Below are 17,757 nucleotides of genomic sequence, written 5' to 3'. Positions count from 1 at the left end.
CCCCCGCTGAAAGGAACCTCATGTCCGCTTTCCCCGATGGCACCATCCTCGGCTACCCCCGTATCGGTCGGCGCCGTGAACTGAAGAAGGCCGTCGAGGCCTTCTGGGCGGGCCGTCTCGACGAGGCCGCTCTCGAGGCGGCCACCGCGGAGCTGCGTGCCGCGACGCGCGAGCGGCTCGCCGGGCTCGGACTCGGCCGCACGGACTCGTCGATCCCCGAATCGTTCTCGTACTACGACCAGGTGCTCGACGCCGCCGTGACGGTCGGGGCCATCCCCGCGCGGTTCGACGACCTGCGATCGGGCGACGGCTCGATCGGGCTGTCCGCGTACTTCACGGTCGCCCGCGGCGAGGGCGACCGTGCGCCGCTCGAGATGACCAAGTGGTTCGACTCCAACTATCACTACCTGGTGCCCGAGATCGGCCCGGAGACGGTGTTCTCCCTCTCCAGCGACCGGCTGGTGCGCGAGGTCGCCGAGGCCGTCGCCGCCGGATTCGTCACGAGGCCGGTCGTCGTCGGTCCCGTGACGCTCCTCGCACTGTCGAAGGCCTCGGATGCCGCCCCCGACGGCTTCGATCCGCTGTCGCGCCTCGATGACGTGCTGCCGGTGTACACGCAGCTCCTCACGGCGCTGAAGGACGCGGGTGCCGAGTGGGTCCAGCTCGATGAGCCTGCGCTGGTGAGCGAGTCGCTGTCGGCGTCGACGGAACGCCTGGCGGATGCCGCGGCCCGCGCCCTGGCCGTCCTCGGCGGGGCGTCGTCTCGGCCCTCGATCCTCGTCGCTGCTCCGTACGCCGAGCTCGGCGCGGTGTTCCCGGTGCTCGCCGCGGCCCCGATCGAGGCGATCGCGGTCGATCTCGTGCGCGGTTCGGTGCCGGCAGCGGCCCCCGGCCTGGAGGGCAAGACGCTCGTAGGCGGAGTGATCGACGGGCACAACATCTGGCGCGGCGACCTGGCCGCAGCCTTCGAGCGCCTGCAGGAGCTCGCGGCCACGGGTGCCGGCGCCGTTTCAGCATCGACGTCGACGTCGCTCCTGCACGTGCCGCACGACGTGAGCGACGAGTCGGCGCTCGACGGGCGTCTGCGGTCGTGGCTGGCCTTCGCCGACCAGAAGGTGCAGCAGGTGGCTGTGCTGGCACGAGGCCTCGTGGAGGGCCGCGAGGCGATCGCGGCCGACCTCGACGCAGCATCCGCAGCCCTCGCCGACCGTCTCTCGGCACCGGGAGTGCGCGACGGGGCGGTCCGCGGCCGCGTGGTCGAGGAGGCCGACTTCTCGCGCGCGCCGTATGAGGAGCGCGAGCTCGCGCAGGACGCGCTGGGGCTCCCCGTGCTGCCGCTCACGACGATCGGCTCCTTCCCGCAGACCGGCGACATCCGCCGTGCGCGCGCCCGCTACCTCCGTGGTGAGATCCCCGCGGAGGACTACGAGGACTTCCTGCGCAGCGAGATCGCCCGCGTCGTCTCGCTGCAGGAGGACCTCGGCCTCGACGTTCTCGTGCACGGCGAGCCGGAGCGCAACGACATGGTGCAGTACTTCGCGGAGCACCTCGACGGCTTCGCGGTGACGGAGCACGGATGGGTCCAGTCGTACGGATCCAGGGCCACGCGCCCGTCGATCCTCTGGGGCGACGTCTCGCGGCCGGCCCCCATCACGGTCGGCTGGTCGACGTACGCGCAGTCGCTCACCGCCAAGCACCTGAAGGGGATGCTCACCGGACCCGTGACCATCCTCGCCTGGTCGTTCGTACGCGACGACCAGCCGCTGGGGGAGACGGCCAACCAGGTCGCGCTCGCCCTGCGCGACGAGATCGCCGACCTCGAGGCCGCTGGCATCGCCATCATCCAGGTCGATGAGCCGGCCCTGCGGGAGCTGCTCCCGTTGAAGAAGGCGGATCAGCCCGCCTACCTCCGCTGGTCGGTCGACTCCTTCCGTCTCGCGACCGGAGGGGCGGCGCCGGCCACCCAGGTGCACACGCACCTGTGCTACTCCGAGTTCGGCGTGGTCATCGACGCCATCCGCGCGCTCGATGCGGATGTGACGTCGATCGAGGCGGCGCGCAGTCGCATGGAGGTCGTCGCGGACATCGCCGCCTCCGGGTTCGACCACGGGATCGGACCCGGCGTATACGACATCCACTCGCCTCGGGTTCCGTCGGTCGAGGAGGTCGAGTCGCTGCTGCGCACCGCCGTCGACGAGATCCCGACGCGCCGGCTCTGGGTCAACCCCGACTGCGGCCTGAAGACCCGCGGATACGACGAGACGGTCGCCTCTCTGCAGCACATCGTGGAGGCGACGCGCCGAGTGCGGGAGGACGTCGGCGTCGCGGTTTGAGCGAGGGTCGAGACCCCGCATGACGCCGAGACCCCCGACCGGACACGTGTCCAGGCGGGGGTCTCGGCCGTGATGACGGGTCCCGGCGGATGGCGGATGCCGGAATGCCGCGGGCGTCGCGGATGCCGCGCGTCGCGGGTGCCGCGCGTCGCGGGTGCCGCGCGTCGCGGGTGCCGCGCGTCGCGGGTGGCCGGTGTCAGACGGCGCGGAGCACGGCGACGACCTTGCCGAGCACGACGGCCTCGTCGCCGAGGATCGGCTCGAACGCCGAGTTGCGCGGGAGCAGCCACGTGTGACCGTCGCGGCGCCGGAACGTCTTGACCGTGGCCTCGCCGTCGAGCATCGCGGCGACGATCTCGCCGTTCTCCGCGTCATGCTGCGCGCGCACGACGACCCAGTCTCCGTCGCAGATGGCGGCGTCGATCATGGAGTCCCCCGACACCTTGAGCATGAAGAGCTCGCCCTTGCCCACCAGCTGCCGGGGGAGCGGGAAGATCTCCTCGACCTGCTGGTCGGCGGTGATCGGCACGCCGGCGGCGATGCGGCCGACGAGCGGGACGAGGGCGGCGTCGCCGACCGGCGTGGCGACCTCGGCCGGGTTCTCGCCGCTCGTGCCGGGGAGGTCGATGAGCACCTCCATGGCGCGCGTCTTGCCGGGGTCACGGCGCAGGTATCCGCTCAGTTCGAGCTGCCCGAGCTGGTGCGTCACGCTGGACAGCGACTTCAGCCCGACGGCGTCGCCGATCTCGCGCATGCTCGGCGGGTAGCCGTAACGGCTGATCGACGTCTGGATGACCTCGAGGATGGCCATCTGCTTGGGGCTCAGGCTCTTGCGGCGACGGGTGCGCGGCGCCTCGGTCTCGGGGGCGGAGTTCTCGCTCATCGTGCTCCTTCACTAGGCGGATCCGGCGTCGCCGTTCGAATGTCGGTGGTCCGTGGTGGGGTGTCCGTATCGAAACCGTATCCGAGAAGGTCCACACTCTGGAAGATCTGTTCGAGCGTGTCGGAGGATTCGGTCGTCCGGTTTCGAAAAGACCTTGACAGATGTTCGAACTCGAAGATATCTTCGGAACGTAGCTTCGCATCCTCGGCTCCCGGCCGAGTCGCGGATGCGAACGCTACGCCAACCTTCGCCGCACGCGCAGCGCAAGCGGCACACGCAGAGGAGCAGGCAATGAGCAGCATCACCTTCAGCACCACGGCAGTCGTCCCGGCACGTCCCGCGACTCGGCTGCGGCTGACGGCGCGCGGTCGCCGGGTGCTTCTCTTCCTTGCGGCGCTCCCGCTGGCGCTCGGCATCGGGGTAGCGGCCATCAGCGGGGGGAGCGCACTGGCTTCGGGTCAGGGCGCAGACACCCCGGCGTCGTTCGAGACGGTGACGGTCATGCCCGGCGACACGCTGTGGTCGATCGCGGAGGAGGTCGCTCCGACCGCCGACCCGCGTGACGTCATCGGCGACATCACCCGCCTGAACATGCTCGACGGCGGTGCGATCCAGGTCGGCGACGAGATCGCGATCCCCGCCGAGTACTCGCGCTGACGTCGGGTTCCTGAGCAGCGCCGTGCGGCGCCGAGTGTCGAGAGGGTCGTCCGTGCAATGCGGCGTCACCTTCTGTGCACGCGCCCTAGCATTGAGGAGTGACTGTTTCTCTCGCTGACCTCCCGCTTCGCGATGACCTGCGCGGTCTCACGCCGTATGGCGCACCGCAGGCGCCGCTCCCGATCGCGCTCAACGTCAACGAGAACACCCATCCGGTTCCGGATGCCGTCGCGAGCGACATCCTCGACGACATCGCCGTGGCGATCCGTGATGTCAACCGGTACCCCGACCGGGAGTTCACGACCCTGCGGGAGGGCTTCGCCGAGTACCTCGGGCACGGGCTGACGGCCGAGCAGATCTGGGCGGGAAACGGATCGAACGAGGTGCTGCAGCACATCCTGCAGGCCTTCGGAGGACCTGGGCGCACCGCGTTCAGCTTCGCGCCGACCTATTCGATGTATCCGCTCATCTCACAGGGGACAGGGGCGCGCTGGGTGGCCGGCACGCGTGAGCCCGATTTCTCGATCGCGCCCGACGATGCTGCCGCCCAGGTCCGCGCCGCCGATCCCGATGTGATCCTGCTCTGCGCGCCGAACAATCCGACGGGCACCCCTCTTCCCCTCGAGGTGGTCGAGGCCGTTTACGAGGCTTCGCGCGGCGTCGTCGTGGTCGACGAGGCCTATCAGGAGTTCGCGCCCCGAGATGCGGCATCCGCTCTGACCCTGCTCGAGGGGCGTCCGCGCTTGGCCGTGTCGCGCACGATGAGCAAGGCCTTCGCCTTCGCGGGCGCGCGCGTCGGGTACCTCGCCGCCGATCCCGCCTTCATCGACGCACTGCGCCTCGTCCGCCTGCCGTATCACCTGAGCGCTCTCACACAGGCGGCGGCGATCGCGGCCCTGCGCAACTCCGACGTCATGCTCGCCATGGTCGACGAGATCGTCGAGCAGCGCGACCGGATCTCGGCCACCCTCGAGGCGCTGGGGTACACGCCGCACGAGTCCTGGTCGAACTTCGTCCTCTTCGGCGGCGTCGGCGACCCGCGCCGCACGTGGCAGGAGCTGTACGACCGCGGCGTCCTGATCCGCGACGTCGGCCTGCCCGGTCACCTGCGCGTCACGGCCGGCACCGAGGCGGAGACGACCGCGTTCCTCGAAGCGCTGGCCTCGATAGGATCGGCGTCATGAGCACCCCCGCCCAGCCGCGCACGGCGCGCCGCGTGCGCAGCACATCCGAGTCCACGGTCGAGCTCGAGCTGAACCTCGACGGCAGCGGCGCGAGCCGCATCGACACGTCGGTGCCGTTCTTCGACCACATGCTCACGGCGTTCGCCAAGCACTCGCTGACCGACCTCACGGTGCGGGCCTCGGGCGACACCGACATCGACGCGCACCACACGGTCGAGGACGTCTCGATCGTGCTCGGACAGGCGATCCGTGAGGCGCTCGGCGACAAGGCGGGCATCTCGCGCTACGGAGACGCGCTGGTGCCCCTCGACGAGGCTCTCGCTCAAGCCGTGGTCGACATCTCCGGCCGCCCCTACCTCGTGCACGACGGCGAGCCGGCCGGCTTCGAGTACCACCTCATCGGCGGCCACTTCACCGGTGCGCTCGTCCGGCACTCCTTCGAGGCCATCACGTTCAACGCGGGTCTCACGGTGCACGTGCGCGTGCTCGGAGGCAGGGATCCGCACCACATCGCCGAGGCCGAGTACAAGGCCTTCGCGCGCGCGTTCCGTCAGGCGAAGTCGCTGGATCCGCTCGTCGACGGCATCCCGTCGACCAAGGGAGCGCTGTGAGCGCCGCACCGAGGGTGGCCGTCTTCGACTACGAGTCCGGCAATGTGCACTCGGCGGTGAAGGCCCTCGTCGCAGCCGGGGCGGATGCCGTGCTCACGCGCGACCGCACCGAGGCGATCGAGGCCGACGGGCTCGTGGTCCCGGGCGTCGGCGCCTTCCAGGCCGTGCGGGACGCCCTGCACGCGCACGGAGGCGATGAGATCATCGACCGTCGGCTCGCGGGCGGGCGCAAGGTCCTCGGCATCTGCGTCGGCATGCAGGTGCTCTTCGAACGCGGCGTCGAGCGAGGCCACGACACCGAGGGACTGGGGGAATGGCCGGGCGCGGTCACCGCCCTCGAGGCCCCCGTGCTCCCGCACATGGGATGGAACACGGTCGACCCCGGCGCTGACAGCATCCTTTTCCGGGGCATCGAGCACGAGCGCTTCTACTTCGTGCACTCCTACGCCGCGCAGTCCTGGGAGCTCGACGTCATCCCGCCGTTCCCCCAGCCCGTGGTGACGTGGGCCACGTACGGGAGGCCGTTCTTGGCAGCGGTCGAGAACGGCCCTCTGTCGGCCACGCAATTCCACCCGGAGAAGTCCGGCGACGCCGGTATCCAGCTGCTGCGCAACTGGGTCTCCAGCCTGTGAACGGAGCCGCTGCGTCACGCATTTGAAGCCGCGTGATCGCGGGGGTACCCTCGTTTCTCGTGCCCGACTCCGGCGCTTCCCACCATCCAAGGACCTCATGAACGACTTCGCGCAGTCTCCAGCCCTCACCCTCCTTCCGGCCGTCGACGTGGCGGGCGGCAAGGCCGTGCGCCTCACCCAGGGCGAGGCCGGCAGCGAGACCAGCTACGGCGACCCGCTCGACGCTGCGGGGGAGTGGGTCGCGCAGGGCGCGCAGTGGATCCATCTCGTCGACCTCGACGCCGCGTTCGGACGTGGGAGCAACGCCCCGATCCTCCGCAAGGTGATCAAGCAGTTCAAGAACGTCAATGTCGAGCTCTCGGGCGGCATCCGCGATGACACGAGCCTGGAGGCCGCCCTCGAGAGCGGTGCGACGCGCATCAACCTCGGCACTGCCGCGCTGGAGAACCCCGAGTGGGCCGCCGACGTCATCGGGCGCTACGGCGAGGCCATCGCCGTCGGCCTCGACGTGCGCGGCACCACGCTCGCCGCACGCGGCTGGACGAAGGACGGCGGCGACCTGTGGGAGGTCCTCGACCGCCTGGAGGATGCCGGATGCAGCCGGTACGTCGTGACGGACGTCACGAAGGACGGCACGCTGCGCGGCCCGAACCTCGACCTCCTGCGCGAGATCACCTCGCGCACGCCGAAGCCCGTCGTCGCCTCCGGCGGCATCGCCAGCCTCGACGACATCGCCGCACTGCGTGAGCTGGTACCCCTGGGCGTCGAGGGCGCGATCGTCGGCAAGGCGCTCTACGCCGGCGCGTTCACGCTGGCAGAGGCTCTGGATGTCGCAGGAGACTGACGGTCACGGTCACTCCTGTGGACCCGGCGCGCACGATCATGCGCCGGCCGGCCATGGTGATTCGGCGGGCGTCCCGTGGGAGGGGCGCAGCTTCGAGCCGAACCCCCACGCGAGCGACGACGGATCAGCCGACCCTGCACTGCTCTCCGCGCTGATCCGCTTCCGTCAGGGCGCAGGGTCGCAGAGCGAGGTCGTCGACGCCTTCCGCTCTGCGCGCGTGCTCATCCCGCTCGTCGCTGAGAAGGGTGACGAGGGGGTCGGACCCACCGGCCTCGCCGTGGACAAGACGCAGGAGCTGTCGATCGTCACGGTCGCCGCTCCGGACGGACGCCGCGTGCAGCCCGTGTTCTCCTCCGTCGATGCGATGCAGCGGTGGGATCCGACCGCGCGGCCGATCCCGGTCGAGGCGGTGCGGGCAGCGCTGGCGGCATCGGCCGACGACACAGACCTCATCGTGCTCGACCCGACCTCCGAGACCGAGTTCGTGATCCGCCGTCCGGCCGTCTGGGCGGTCGCCCAGGGGCAGCGCTGGGAACCGAGCTTCCTGTCTCCCGAGGTCTTCGCGGCTCTCCAGGAGAGCGTCGCGCACGAACTCGCCGTCATCGACGTCGCCGTCGCGCCGGGCGACCCCGACGCTCGGCTGCGCGGTCCCGAGCTCGTCGTGATGCTCGACCTCGTCGACGGGCTCGAGCGCGACGTGCTGGACGCCGTGCTCGCGCGGCTCGCGCAGCGCTGGGCGGCCGACGACCGCATCGCCGTGCTCGCGGACTCGCTCACGGTCAAGCTGCGCCGCAGCGCCTAGTCTGCGTCCCGAGAAGACGCAGAGGCGCGGTCCGGGACGCGCGTCGACAGCTGTGCCGTCCGTCTCGGATCAGCTGACGGGACCCGTCCACTTCTCACCGGGGCCCTTGCCGATCGGGTCGGGGATGGTCGACGCCTCACGGAACGCCAGCTGCAGTGAACGAAGGCCATCGCGCAGCGACCGGGCGTGCATGTCGCTGATCTCGGGAGCGCCTGCGGTGATGAGTCCGGCCAGGGCGTTGATCAGCTTGCGCGCCTCGTCGAGGTCGAGCTGCGACTCGGGGTCGTCGGCGAGACCGAGCTTGACGGCGGCTGCGCTCATGAGGTGCACGGCGGTGGTGGTGATCACCTCGACCGCGGGAACGTCGGCGATGTCGCGCGTGGCGGATGCCGCAGCCTCCTCCTGTCGAGCCCAGCGCTCCTCGCGCTCGCGTGCCGCCTCGTCGGGTGCCTGGTTCGTCACTTCGCCTTGCCTTCTGTTAGACTTTGTCGGGCTCCGGAGCGTCATGCTCCGGCACGAAAGAGGATTCACTTCCCACCCGCGCTTGCCGTTCCAGGCTACCGGGTCTTGCACTCCGCCGGATCGTGTCGTCAGACAGTTCCGGTAGGCAGGGTGCGAAGCCGGCGTTCTGATCGTCGGCGGGTGGGGAGTACTCCGATTTCGCACGGGATGCAGACAGCGTCCCGGAGGCCGAATCCCATCGTCTAAGGAGTTCCGCATCAGCGATCCCCGCACCAATGAGCGCATCCGCGTGCCCGAGGTCCGCCTCGTCGGCCCTGCGGGTGAGCAGATCGGCGTCGTCCGCATCGAGGCGGCGCTGCGCCTTGCGCAGGAAGCCGACCTCGACCTCGTCGAGGTCGCACCCAACTCGAAGCCGCCCGTGGTCAAGATCATGGACTACGGCAAGTTCAAGTACGAGGCTGCGCAGAAGGCGAAGGAAGCCCGACGCAACCAGGCCAACACGGTCCTCAAGGAGGTCCGTTTCCGCCTGAAGATCGAGGCTCACGACTACACGACCAAGCTCAAGCGCGCCGAGGGCTTCCTCAAGGCGGGCGACAAGGTCAAGGCGATGATCCTGTTCCGCGGCCGTGAGCAGTCGCGGCCGGAGCAGGGTGTGCGCCTGCTCCGCAAGTTCGCGGAGGACGTGGCCGAGTTCGGAACCGTCGAGTCGAGCCCGACCATCGACGGACGCAACATGGTCATGGTCATCGCGCCCCTGAAGAACAAGTCCGAGGCCAAGGCCGAGCAGAACGCGGCGCGCGCCGCGAACAAGCAGGCGGCCCGTGAGGCGAAGGCGGCGGATGCCGCGGCCGACGCCGCAGCGGAGTGACCTCCGCCCCCACGACTCCCGCACCGCGGGTCCCCACCGTCGCCTGAGAAGGCGCCATACGAAGGAAGAGAAGATGCCGAAGCAGAAGACCCACTCGGGTTCCAAGAAGCGCTTCAAGATCACCGGCAGCGGAAAGCTGAAGAAGCAGCAGGCGAACATGCGCCACAACCTCGAGCACAAGTCGAGCCGTCGCACCCGTCGCCTGAACCAGGACCAGGTGCTGTCGAAGGCCGACTTCAAGGTCGCCAAGAAGCTTCTCGGTCGCTGACGCGTCCGAACGCACGAATAGGAACACAGGAAAATGGCAAGAGTCAAGCGGGCGGTAAACGCCCACAAGAAGCGTCGCGTCATCCTCGAGCGCGCCTCCGGTTACCGCGGCCAGCGTTCGCGCCTCTACCGCAAGGCCAAGGAGCAGGTCATCCACTCCCTGGTGTACTCGTACCGCGACCGGCGCAAGCGCAAGGGCGACTTCCGTCGTCTGTGGATCCAGCGCATCAACGCCGCTGCCCGCCAGAACGGCATCACCTACAACCGCTTCATCCAGGGCCTCGGCCTCGCGGGTGTCACGGTCGACCGTCGCATGCTCGCCGACCTCGCGGTCAACGACGCGGCGACGTTCGCCACGCTGGTCGAGACGGCCAAGAAGGCTCTGCCCTCTGACGTCAACGCTCCGAAGTCGGCTGCGTAAGCCTCTTCGCACACAGGGCGCTCTCCTCCGGGAGGGCGCCCTGCGTCGTCTCCGGGGGAGGCGCCACGCTCGACGCAAGCGGCCATGGCAGGGCATGGCGCTGCGGTTCCCTAGACTGTGAACGTGCTGGAGAACCCCCGGTCCCCCCGAGTCCGAGCCGTCGCCAAGCTGACGAAGCGCAGCGCGCGCACCGAGACGGGCCTGTTCCTGCTCGAAGGTCCGCAGGCAGTGCGCGAGGCCCTGACCTATCGGCCCGAAGCGATCGTCGAGCTCTTCGCAACGCCGACGGGCTGGGAGAAGCATCACGACATCCGGTCCGCCGCGGCGGCGGCGGGGGTCGACGTCGAGTACGTGACGGAGTACGTCCTCAACGCCATGGCCGACACCGTCACGCCGCAGGGCCTCGTCGCGGTCGTGCGGCAGACTCCGACCTCGGTGGACGAGGTGTTCGCGTCGTCGCCCCGGCTCGTCGCGATCTGCGAGGAGGTGCGCGACCCCGGCAACCTCGGCACGATCATCCGCGCCGCCGATGCCGCCGGTGCCGACGCCGTCGTGCTGACCGGCCGCACCGTCGATCCGTACAACCCGAAGGTGGTCCGGGCGACGACCGGGTCGCTGTTCCACCTTCCGGTGTCGGTGGGCGGCGAGCTGGCGCACGTGGTGGAGCGCGCGCATGACGCCGGTCTGCGCATCCTAGCCGCCGATGTGAAGGGTGACGACCTGCTCGCGGCCCGCGCCGAAGGTGTGCTCGCCGAGTCGACGGCCTGGCTGTTCGGCAACGAGGCGCGGGGTCTGGAGGACGCGGCTCTAGAACTGGCGGATCGGGTGCTGAAGCTCCCGATCTTCGGTCGTGCCGAATCGCTCAACCTGGCGACCGCGGCGAGCGTGTGCCTGTACGAGAGCGCGTTCGCCCAGCGTGCCGAGGCCCGCGGCTGAGCGGCGAAGGCCCGCTCTCGCGCAGGAGCCCGCATCGACGGCTGGTACGGTTGATCCCCGGCATGGCGGCCTGGGGGCCGGAAGGTCCGCAGTCGAAAAGGGGACAGGATCGATGCAGATTCTGATTGTGGAGGACGACGACCGCGTCGCGGCGGCGCTCGAGGCGTTCCTGGCGCGCTCGGGGTACGCGACCCTACGCGCCGTGGATGGAGCGTCAGCACTCGACCTCCTCGACGCCCACACCGAGGCGGTGCTCCTCGACCTCGGTCTGCCGGACGTCGACGGCATCGATCTGTGCCGCCGCATCCGCGGCCGCTCCGAGGTGCCGATCGTCGTCGTGACGGCACGCAGCCAGGTCACCGAACGCATCCGCGGTCTGCGTGCGGGCGCCGACGACTTCGTCATCAAGCCCTATGACGTGCATGAGCTTCTCGCGCGCATCGAGGCGGTCACGCGCAGGGCCCGTCCCGTACGGCCGGATGCCGCGCAGCGTGTGGTCGTGCACGGCGACGAGGTCGAGATCGATCTCGTCTCCCGGAGGCTCGTCGTCGATCGCACGCCCGTGGCCCTCACGCCCAAGGAATTCGACATAGTCGCCGTGCTCGCACGGTATCCGGGAGTGGCCGTGCCGAAGGAGCGGCTGATCCGGGAGGTGTGGAACACGGACTGGCGAGGGTTCCACCACTCGCTGGAGGTGCACGTCGGCGCCATCCGGCGCAAGACCGGAGACCGACGCCTCATCGAGACGGTGCGCGGGGTCGGCTACCGCCTGGTGGGTTCCTGACCGGTGCGCGCCCGGCTCGTCGTCGTCTTCCTCGTCCCCCTCGTCGCGCTCCTGCTCGGCCTGGGCGCGGCCGCAGCCTGGGGTGCCGCCCGCGGCATCCAGCAGGAGTTCTACGCCACGCAGATCGGCGATCTCGGATCGTTCGTCACCACGGCACGGCAAGGGCTGCTGTCGGGCAGCGCCACGGTGTTCGAGGGGGAGGCGCGCCGCTATCAGGAGGTGTACGGCATCGAGGTCGCCCTCTACGATGCGGCGGGCACCGTGTGGGCATCGAGCGGAGACGCACCCAGAGCCACGTCTCCCGAGCACGTCGACGAGGTGAGGCTGGCGCTCTCGGGGCGCAGAGCCGAAGCGCCCGTGTCTGGCTCTCCGTGGGCGCTGGCCGACTCTGCCCTGGTCGAGCCCGTCGTCGATGACGGCGACGTCATCGGAGCCGTGCTGCTCGCCGCCGATGTCGAGGCTCCGCGCCGCGCCATCTTCCGGCAGACGATGGTGCTCGTCGTGGTCGTGGTCGCGGCGATCGGTCTGGGCGTCGCACTGGTCTTCCTCCTCGCCAGGTGGGTGCTGTCTCCCGTGCGGCGACTCGACCGCGCGATGGTCGCCATCGAGCGCGGTGAGATGGATGCGCGAGTGGCGGTCGACACCGGACCCCCTGAGCTGCGCCGCATGACGCGCGTGTTCAACGACATGGCGGAGCAGATCGAGCGCACCATGGCGCGCCAGCGCGAGTTCGCGCTCAACGCGTCGCACGAGCTCCGCAACCCGCTCAACGCGCTGCTCCTGCGCGTCGAGCACCTGGCTACCGGCCTCGGCCGCGAATGGGACGACGACGTGGAGGAGACGAGGGAGGAGGGACGCCGCATGACCCGCATCCTGGAGACCCTGCTGGGACTGGCGCGCAACGGCCGTGCCGACTCCACCTTCTCGGCCGTGGATCTCTCCGTCCTCGCCGCGCGCCGAGCGGATGCATGGCGAGACGTCGCGGCGGAGCGCGGCATCTCCTTCGAGCACACCGGCGATGAGCGGGTCATGAGCGTCACGGACCGGATGATCGTGGAGAGCGCCCTGGACGCGGTGATCGACAACGCCGTCAAGTACTCGCCGCCGGGAGGCACAGTCGAGATCGGCGTGCGGCGCGACGGCACGGTGTGCATCCTCACCGTCCGCGACCGCGGTCCCGGTCTGCCATCGGACGACGCCGCTCTGGCCACGCACCGCTTCTGGCGGAGCACCGATACCGCCGAGATCCCCGGGACCGGACTGGGGCTCTCGATCGCGGTCGACCTCCTCGCGTCGATCGACGGCGAGCTCACGGTCGACACGCCGGAGGGCGGGGGACTGGCCGTCTCGCTCGTCGTGCGGGATGGGGCCGCGGCATGAGGAGACTGCATACGCGCATCCTCGCCGCGGTGCTCGTGGCCGCGACGGTGCTCGGTCTGGCGGCGTGCGATCAGACCGCCCCGGAGTGGCGGCAGGAGGAACGCGTGATCGCGAGCGGAACCCCGACCGGCGTCTACTTCGCCTACGGCACCGGGCTGGCGGATGAGCTCGCCGCCGCCACCGGTGCGACGGTCGTCGCGGCCGAGTCGGCCGGCTCGGTGGACAATCTGCTGCGCGTGGCCTCGGGGGAGGCGCTGCTCGGCTTCGCGCAGGGCGACGCGGCGGCGGATGCCGTGAACGGCACCGGGGCGTTCACCGACCCGTTGCCGATCACCGCCGTCGCGCGGCTGTACGACGAGTACCTGCACATCGTCGTCCGCGGGGACTCCGACATCCGATCCGTCCCGGATCTGGCCGGGAGAGCGCTGTCTCTCGGAGCCGAGAACTCCGGAGTCAACGTCATCGCCGGCCGCGTGCTGGAGGCGGCGGGGGTCGATCCGTCGACGCTCACCGATGCACGCCTCGATCTCGCCGGGTCGATCGCGGCCATGCGACGCGGCGACATCGACGGCTTCTTCTGGGTCGGCGGCCTCCCGACCCCTGGCATCGAGGACCTGGCCCGCGCGATGCCGGTGCGGCTGCTGCCCGTGGAACGCTCGTGGGTCACGGCCGTGAACGAGCGGTACTCCGACGCCTACCGCCCCGCTGACCTGCCCGTGGGGACGTACGGCCTCACCGAGTCCGCCCCGACGATGGCCGTCCCGAACTATCTCGTGACGTCGTCGTCGACTCCAGACGCGCTCGTGCGCGATGCGGTGGAGGTGCTGTTCGACGCGAGAGTGCGCATCGCCGCGCGGGTGCCGGCAGCGGCGCTCCTCGACCGGAGGCAGGCCATCTTCACAGAACCCGTCGAACTGCACCCCGGTGCCGTCCGCTACTACCGCGATCTGCGTGGCTGACCCCGCACGCGGCGGCCGGCGGTGTCTGCCTCAAGAATTCCTCAAGAAGTCTGACAACCGGTTCCGGGGTCTGCCATCGTGTTGACGATCGCGATCGATTCGATGGAGAAATCAGATGTCCTGCAGCCCCCGCAAAGGCGCAGGCATGAGGTCATCCGGAACTCTGAATCGCACGCGGTCATACCCGATTCGGGTCTCGCGATGCTCTGCGTCCTCTGGGGTTGGACGGCAGCAGCTGCGGCGGCCCCGCGATCCGCTGGGGGGCGGATCGCGGGGTGCCGGAGTGCGGCGGGACCACCCCGTCGGCGCCTGGTTACAAACAGGTTACGACCTGGTAGCACGCGCATCCCGTGGCTAGTTTGGAGACATGATGACCTCTGATTCACCCCTCGTCGTGGTCGAGAACGTGCAGAAGCACTACGGCGAGTTCCAGGCGCTCACCGATGTCAACCTCACGGTCAACGCCGGAGAGGTGGTCGTGGTGATCGGCCCGTCGGGCTCGGGCAAGTCGACGCTATGCCGCACGATCAACCGGCTCGAGACGATCACCAGCGGCAGCATCCGGATCGACGGCAAAGAGCTCCCGGCCGAGGGCAAGGGGCTGGCCACGCTTCGGGCCGATGTCGGCATGGTGTTCCAGTCGTTCAACCTCTTCGCCCACCTGACCATCCTCGAGAACGTCACGCTCGGGCCGATCAAGGTGCGCGGAGTGAAGAAGGCGGATGCCGAGAAGGAAGCCATGGAGCTGCTGGAGCGCGTCGGCGTCGCCAAGCAGGCCGCCAAGCTGCCCGCTCAGCTCTCCGGCGGCCAGCAGCAGCGCGTCGCGATCGCGCGTGCCCTCGCCATGCATCCCAAGGTGATGCTCTTCGACGAGCCCACGAGCGCCCTCGACCCCGAGATGATCAACGAGGTGCTCGACGTCATGGTGGAGCTCGCGCAGCAGGGCATGACGATGATCGTCGTGACCCACGAGATGGGCTTCGCGCGCAAGGCGGCCGACCGCGTGGTCTTCATGGCCGACGGCCGGATCGTCGAAGAGGCGAGCCCCGAGGAGTTCTTCACGAACCCCCTGAGTGATCGCGCCAAGGACTTCCTCTCGAAGCTCCTCACCCACTGACCCATTCCCCTGCACACAGCACAGAAGGAGACGCACACATGCGACGGACACGGACCCTGGCAGGACTCGGAATCGCGGCGGCGACGCTGCTCGCCCTGACAGCCTGCAACAGCGGCACGCCCTCGAACCCCGGAGGCGGCTCCACCGACGGCGGCGGAGAGGACTCGACCTGGTTCGAGGTCGCCAAGGACATGAAGCTCGACGGCAGCCCCACGTTCGACAAGATCGAGAAGGCGGGCAAGGTCACCGTCGGCGTCAAGGAGGACCAGCCCGGTCTCGGCTACCTCGACGTCACCTCGGGTGAGCGCACCGGCTTCGATGTCGACATCGCGCGCTGGATCGCCGCATCGCTCGGCTACGACGAGGACAAGATCGACTTCAAGCCGATCGCCTCGGCCAACCGCGAGCAGGCGATCGTGAACGGCGACATCGACTACTACGTCGGCACATACTCGATCAACGACAAGCGCAAGGAGCTCATCGACTTCGCCGGCCCCTACTTCATCACGGGTCAGGGCCTGCTCGTCGCGAAGGACGCTCCCGGGGCCGACAAGCTCGAGGACTTCAACGGCAAGACCGTGTGCTCGGCGACCGGATCGACCCCGATCCAGAACATCAAGGCGAACTTCCCGGAGATCAAGACGCAGGAGTACGACCTGTACTCGGCCTGCGTGCAGGACTTGATCGACGGCAAGGTCGACGCGGTCACCACCGACCAGGCGATCCTCATCGGCTACGCCGCGCAGTACCCCGACGAGGTGAAGGTCACCGGCGGCCTGTTCACCGAGGAGCGCTACGGCGTCGGACTCGCGAAGGGCGATGACGTGCTGCGTGCGCACATCAACGACCTGTTCACCGACAACCCCGACATCTGGCAGGCGATCTTCGACAAGAACCTCGGCTCCAGCGGCATCGAGGTCGAGCAGCCCGAGGTCGACGCGTACTGATGCCCCGCGCGGCGGCCTCTCCGGAGGCCGCCCCGCACACTGACTGAGAAGGGAGGACGGCGTGGACGTCATCTTCGGCAACCTGGACCTGTGGGGAGAGGCGCTCGGCAACACGCTGATCGTGTTCTTCGCCGGCGGCCTGATCGCCCTCGTGCTGGGCATCGTCGTCGGCGCGATGCGCGTGTCACCCGTGCCCATCGCCCGCGGCGTCGGCACGGTCTACGTCAACACCGTGCGCAACACCCCGCTCACGCTCGTCTTCTTCTTCTTCGTCTTCGGGTACCCCCAGCTCGGCCTCCCCGAGCTGTCGAACCTCGTGCTCGGCATCCTCGCGATCGGCATCTACACCGCCACTTACGTCGCCGAGGTGCTGCGCGCCGGCATCAACACCGTGCCGGTCGGCCAGGCCGAGGCAGCGCGGGCCATCGGGCTGCCGTTCGGGCAGGTCATGACCCTCGTCATCCTCCCGCAGGCCTTCCGCTCGGTCGTCCCGCCGATGATGAGCGTCTTCATCGCACTGCTGAAGAACACAACGGTCGCAGCGGGATTCTCGGTCGCAGAGCTCGCCGCCCTTCGGTCGACGATCAACGACTCCGCCGACCGGCCGGGCAACCCCATGGAGGTGCTGCTCTGGGTCGCCGTCGTCTTCGTGGCGCTCGTGCTGCTCATGAGCTGGCTGCAGCGTCATCTCGAGAACAAGTGGAGGATCGCCCGATGAGCTCGGTGCTGTACGACGTCCCCGGTCCCCGGGCCATCGCCCGCAACCGCATCCTCGCGGTCGTCACGATCGTGCTCGTCCTCGCCGTGGTCGGTTTCGTCGTGTACCGGCTGGTCGAGACGGGGCAGTTCTCGGCGCAGAAGTGGTACGTGTTCTCGTTCACGAACGTGTGGATGGGCATCTTCAAGGCGCTGGGCAACACCCTCGCGGCGTTCGCGCTCGCCGCCGTGCTCAGCTTGGCGCTCGGCTTCGTGCTGGCCATCGGCCGGCTGTCCGACCACGCGTGGGTGCGCATCCCCGTCACCGTGATCACAGAGCTGTTCCGTGCCGTCCCGGTGCTCGTCTTCATGATGCTGCTGTACTACGGCCTTCCGGTCATCGGCATCAAGATGGACCCGTACTGGGCCGTCGTGCTCGCCCTGATGGCGTACAACGGATCGGTGCTCGCCGAGGTGCTGCGCGCCGGCGTCGAGTCCCTCCCGCGCGGGCAGAAGGAGGCGGGCTACGCGATCGGGCTCCGCAAGAGCGGCGTCATGCGGCTCATCCTCCTGCCGCAGGCCATCCGCGCGATGCTGCCGGTGATCGTCGCGCAGCTCGTCGTGACGATGAAGGACACGGCTCTGGGCTTCATCATCACCTACCCCGAGCTGCTCTACTACGCCAAGCAGCTGACGTCGCAGCAGGGTCGTCCGATCCTGCAGTCCGCCTTCATCATCGGCGGCATCTACATCATCATGTGCCTGATCCTGTCGGGCATCGCGAAGTGGGTCGAGGTGCGCACGCGGCGATCGGTGAAAGTGCAGGGCCTTGCCGGGGGCAACGTGGCCGCCGACGACGAGTCCACTCTCACCGAGGTGATCGCGGTGCAGCGCGGCGCCGGACGGTTCGACGGAATGAGCACGGGACCCGGGGTCTGACGGATCGCGCGTCCGCGCCCCGGTAGACTCACATC

At 69.2% G+C, this 17,757-nt stretch carries 20 protein-coding genes; 18 read left to right on the top strand and 2 right to left on the bottom strand.

The window, feature by feature from the left end:
- Positions 1-20: 20 nt before the first annotated feature.
- On the top strand, positions 21-2,333 hold the full coding sequence (gene metE, locus AB663_RS15075) for a 5-methyltetrahydropteroyltriglutamate--homocysteine S-methyltransferase (RefSeq protein WP_067200990.1): 2,313 nt from the start codon (positions 21-23) through the stop codon (positions 2,331-2,333).
- Between the two features lie 196 nt (positions 2,334-2,529).
- Here the strand turns inward: metE and lexA are convergent, their stop codons facing one another.
- Positions 2,530-3,216, bottom strand: coding sequence for a transcriptional repressor LexA (gene lexA, locus AB663_RS15070; protein WP_067200987.1), 687 nt, complete (start codon positions 3,214-3,216; stop codon positions 2,530-2,532).
- 291 nt (positions 3,217-3,507) lie between these two features.
- Between lexA and AB663_RS15065 the strand changes: the two genes are divergently transcribed.
- The 6 genes from AB663_RS15065 to AB663_RS15040 all read left to right on the top strand — a co-directional run bounded on the left by AB663_RS15065 (position 3,508) and on the right by AB663_RS15040 (position 7,946).
- On the top strand, positions 3,508-3,873 hold the full coding sequence (locus AB663_RS15065; protein ID WP_067200984.1) for a LysM peptidoglycan-binding domain-containing protein: 366 nt from the start codon (positions 3,508-3,510) through the stop codon (positions 3,871-3,873).
- Between the two features lie 98 nt (positions 3,874-3,971).
- A complete protein-coding gene (locus AB663_RS15060) occupies positions 3,972-5,057 on the top strand; it encodes a histidinol-phosphate transaminase (protein ID WP_067200982.1) in 1,086 nt (361 codons plus the stop codon).
- Positions 5,054-5,668 (top strand): imidazoleglycerol-phosphate dehydratase HisB, encoded by a 615-nt coding sequence (gene hisB / locus AB663_RS15055; RefSeq protein WP_067200978.1) that lies wholly within the window; start codon positions 5,054-5,056, stop codon positions 5,666-5,668. The genes AB663_RS15060 and hisB overlap by 4 nt, the downstream gene beginning before the upstream one ends.
- Positions 5,665-6,300 carry an imidazole glycerol phosphate synthase subunit HisH gene (hisH, locus tag AB663_RS15050; protein ID WP_067200975.1) on the top strand — a complete coding sequence of 212 codons (636 nt, stop codon included), beginning with the start codon at positions 5,665-5,667 and terminating at the stop codon, positions 6,298-6,300. Before hisB ends, hisH begins: the two co-directional genes overlap by 4 nt.
- Positions 6,301-6,397: 97 nt before the next feature.
- A complete protein-coding gene (gene priA, locus AB663_RS15045; RefSeq protein ID WP_067200972.1) occupies positions 6,398-7,144 on the top strand; it encodes a bifunctional 1-(5-phosphoribosyl)-5-((5-phosphoribosylamino)methylideneamino)imidazole-4-carboxamide isomerase/phosphoribosylanthranilate isomerase PriA in 747 nt (248 codons plus the stop codon).
- Positions 7,128-7,946, top strand: coding sequence for an SseB family protein (locus AB663_RS15040; protein WP_067200968.1), 819 nt, complete (start codon positions 7,128-7,130; stop codon positions 7,944-7,946). Before priA ends, AB663_RS15040 begins: the two co-directional genes overlap by 17 nt.
- Before the next feature lie 69 nt (positions 7,947-8,015).
- Here AB663_RS15040 and AB663_RS15035 read toward each other — a convergent pair whose 3' ends face one another.
- Complete coding sequence (locus AB663_RS15035) at positions 8,016-8,408, bottom strand: DUF1844 domain-containing protein (protein WP_067200966.1); 393 nt, start codon at positions 8,406-8,408, stop codon at positions 8,016-8,018.
- A gap of 289 nt (positions 8,409-8,697) precedes the next feature.
- Here AB663_RS15035 and infC point away from each other — a divergent pair, with 289 nt between their 5' ends.
- The 11 genes from infC to AB663_RS14980 all read left to right on the top strand — a co-directional run bounded on the left by infC (position 8,698) and on the right by AB663_RS14980 (position 17,722).
- Positions 8,698-9,276, top strand: coding sequence for a translation initiation factor IF-3 (gene infC / locus AB663_RS15030; RefSeq protein WP_232304569.1), 579 nt, complete (start codon positions 8,698-8,700; stop codon positions 9,274-9,276).
- 73 nt (positions 9,277-9,349) lie between these two features.
- A complete protein-coding gene (rpmI, locus tag AB663_RS15025; RefSeq protein WP_067200964.1) occupies positions 9,350-9,544 on the top strand; it encodes a 50S ribosomal protein L35 in 195 nt (64 codons plus the stop codon).
- Between the two features lie 33 nt (positions 9,545-9,577).
- Complete coding sequence (gene rplT / locus AB663_RS15020; protein WP_067200962.1) at positions 9,578-9,964, top strand: 50S ribosomal protein L20; 387 nt, start codon at positions 9,578-9,580, stop codon at positions 9,962-9,964.
- Between the two features lie 123 nt (positions 9,965-10,087).
- Entirely contained in the window at positions 10,088-10,900 is an 813-nt protein-coding gene (locus tag AB663_RS15015; RefSeq protein WP_067202843.1) for a TrmH family RNA methyltransferase, read from the top strand.
- A gap of 112 nt (positions 10,901-11,012) precedes the next feature.
- Positions 11,013-11,684, top strand: coding sequence for a response regulator transcription factor (locus AB663_RS15010; RefSeq protein WP_067200959.1), 672 nt, complete (start codon positions 11,013-11,015; stop codon positions 11,682-11,684).
- 3 nt (positions 11,685-11,687) lie between these two features.
- Positions 11,688-13,064, top strand: coding sequence for a sensor histidine kinase (locus AB663_RS15005; protein WP_067200956.1), 1,377 nt, complete (start codon positions 11,688-11,690; stop codon positions 13,062-13,064).
- Positions 13,061-14,023 (top strand): TAXI family TRAP transporter solute-binding subunit, encoded by a 963-nt coding sequence (locus AB663_RS15000; RefSeq protein ID WP_067200952.1) that lies wholly within the window; start codon positions 13,061-13,063, stop codon positions 14,021-14,023. The genes AB663_RS15005 and AB663_RS15000 overlap by 4 nt, the downstream gene beginning before the upstream one ends.
- Positions 14,024-14,393: 370 nt before the next feature.
- Positions 14,394-15,140, top strand: a complete 747-nt coding sequence (locus AB663_RS14995; RefSeq protein ID WP_198147983.1) for an amino acid ABC transporter ATP-binding protein — start codon at positions 14,394-14,396, stop codon at positions 15,138-15,140.
- A 38-nt stretch (positions 15,141-15,178) separates the two neighbouring features.
- Positions 15,179-16,087 (top strand): glutamate ABC transporter substrate-binding protein, encoded by a 909-nt coding sequence (locus AB663_RS14990; protein ID WP_067200945.1) that lies wholly within the window; start codon positions 15,179-15,181, stop codon positions 16,085-16,087.
- A gap of 61 nt (positions 16,088-16,148) precedes the next feature.
- A complete protein-coding gene (locus AB663_RS14985) occupies positions 16,149-16,805 on the top strand; it encodes an amino acid ABC transporter permease (RefSeq protein WP_067200942.1) in 657 nt (218 codons plus the stop codon).
- Entirely contained in the window at positions 16,802-17,722 is a 921-nt protein-coding gene (locus tag AB663_RS14980; protein ID WP_067200939.1) for an amino acid ABC transporter permease, read from the top strand. Before AB663_RS14985 ends, AB663_RS14980 begins: the two co-directional genes overlap by 4 nt.
- The last annotated feature ends 35 nt before the right edge of the window (positions 17,723-17,757 follow it).

Origin of the sequence: Microbacterium sp. XT11 (assembly GCF_001513675.1) — a bacterium.
In the GTDB taxonomy this organism is placed as follows: domain Bacteria; phylum Actinomycetota; class Actinomycetes; order Actinomycetales; family Microbacteriaceae; genus Microbacterium.
The sequence above is the reverse complement of the archived record's forward strand: the minus strand, read 5'-3'. Positions and strand labels throughout refer to the sequence as shown.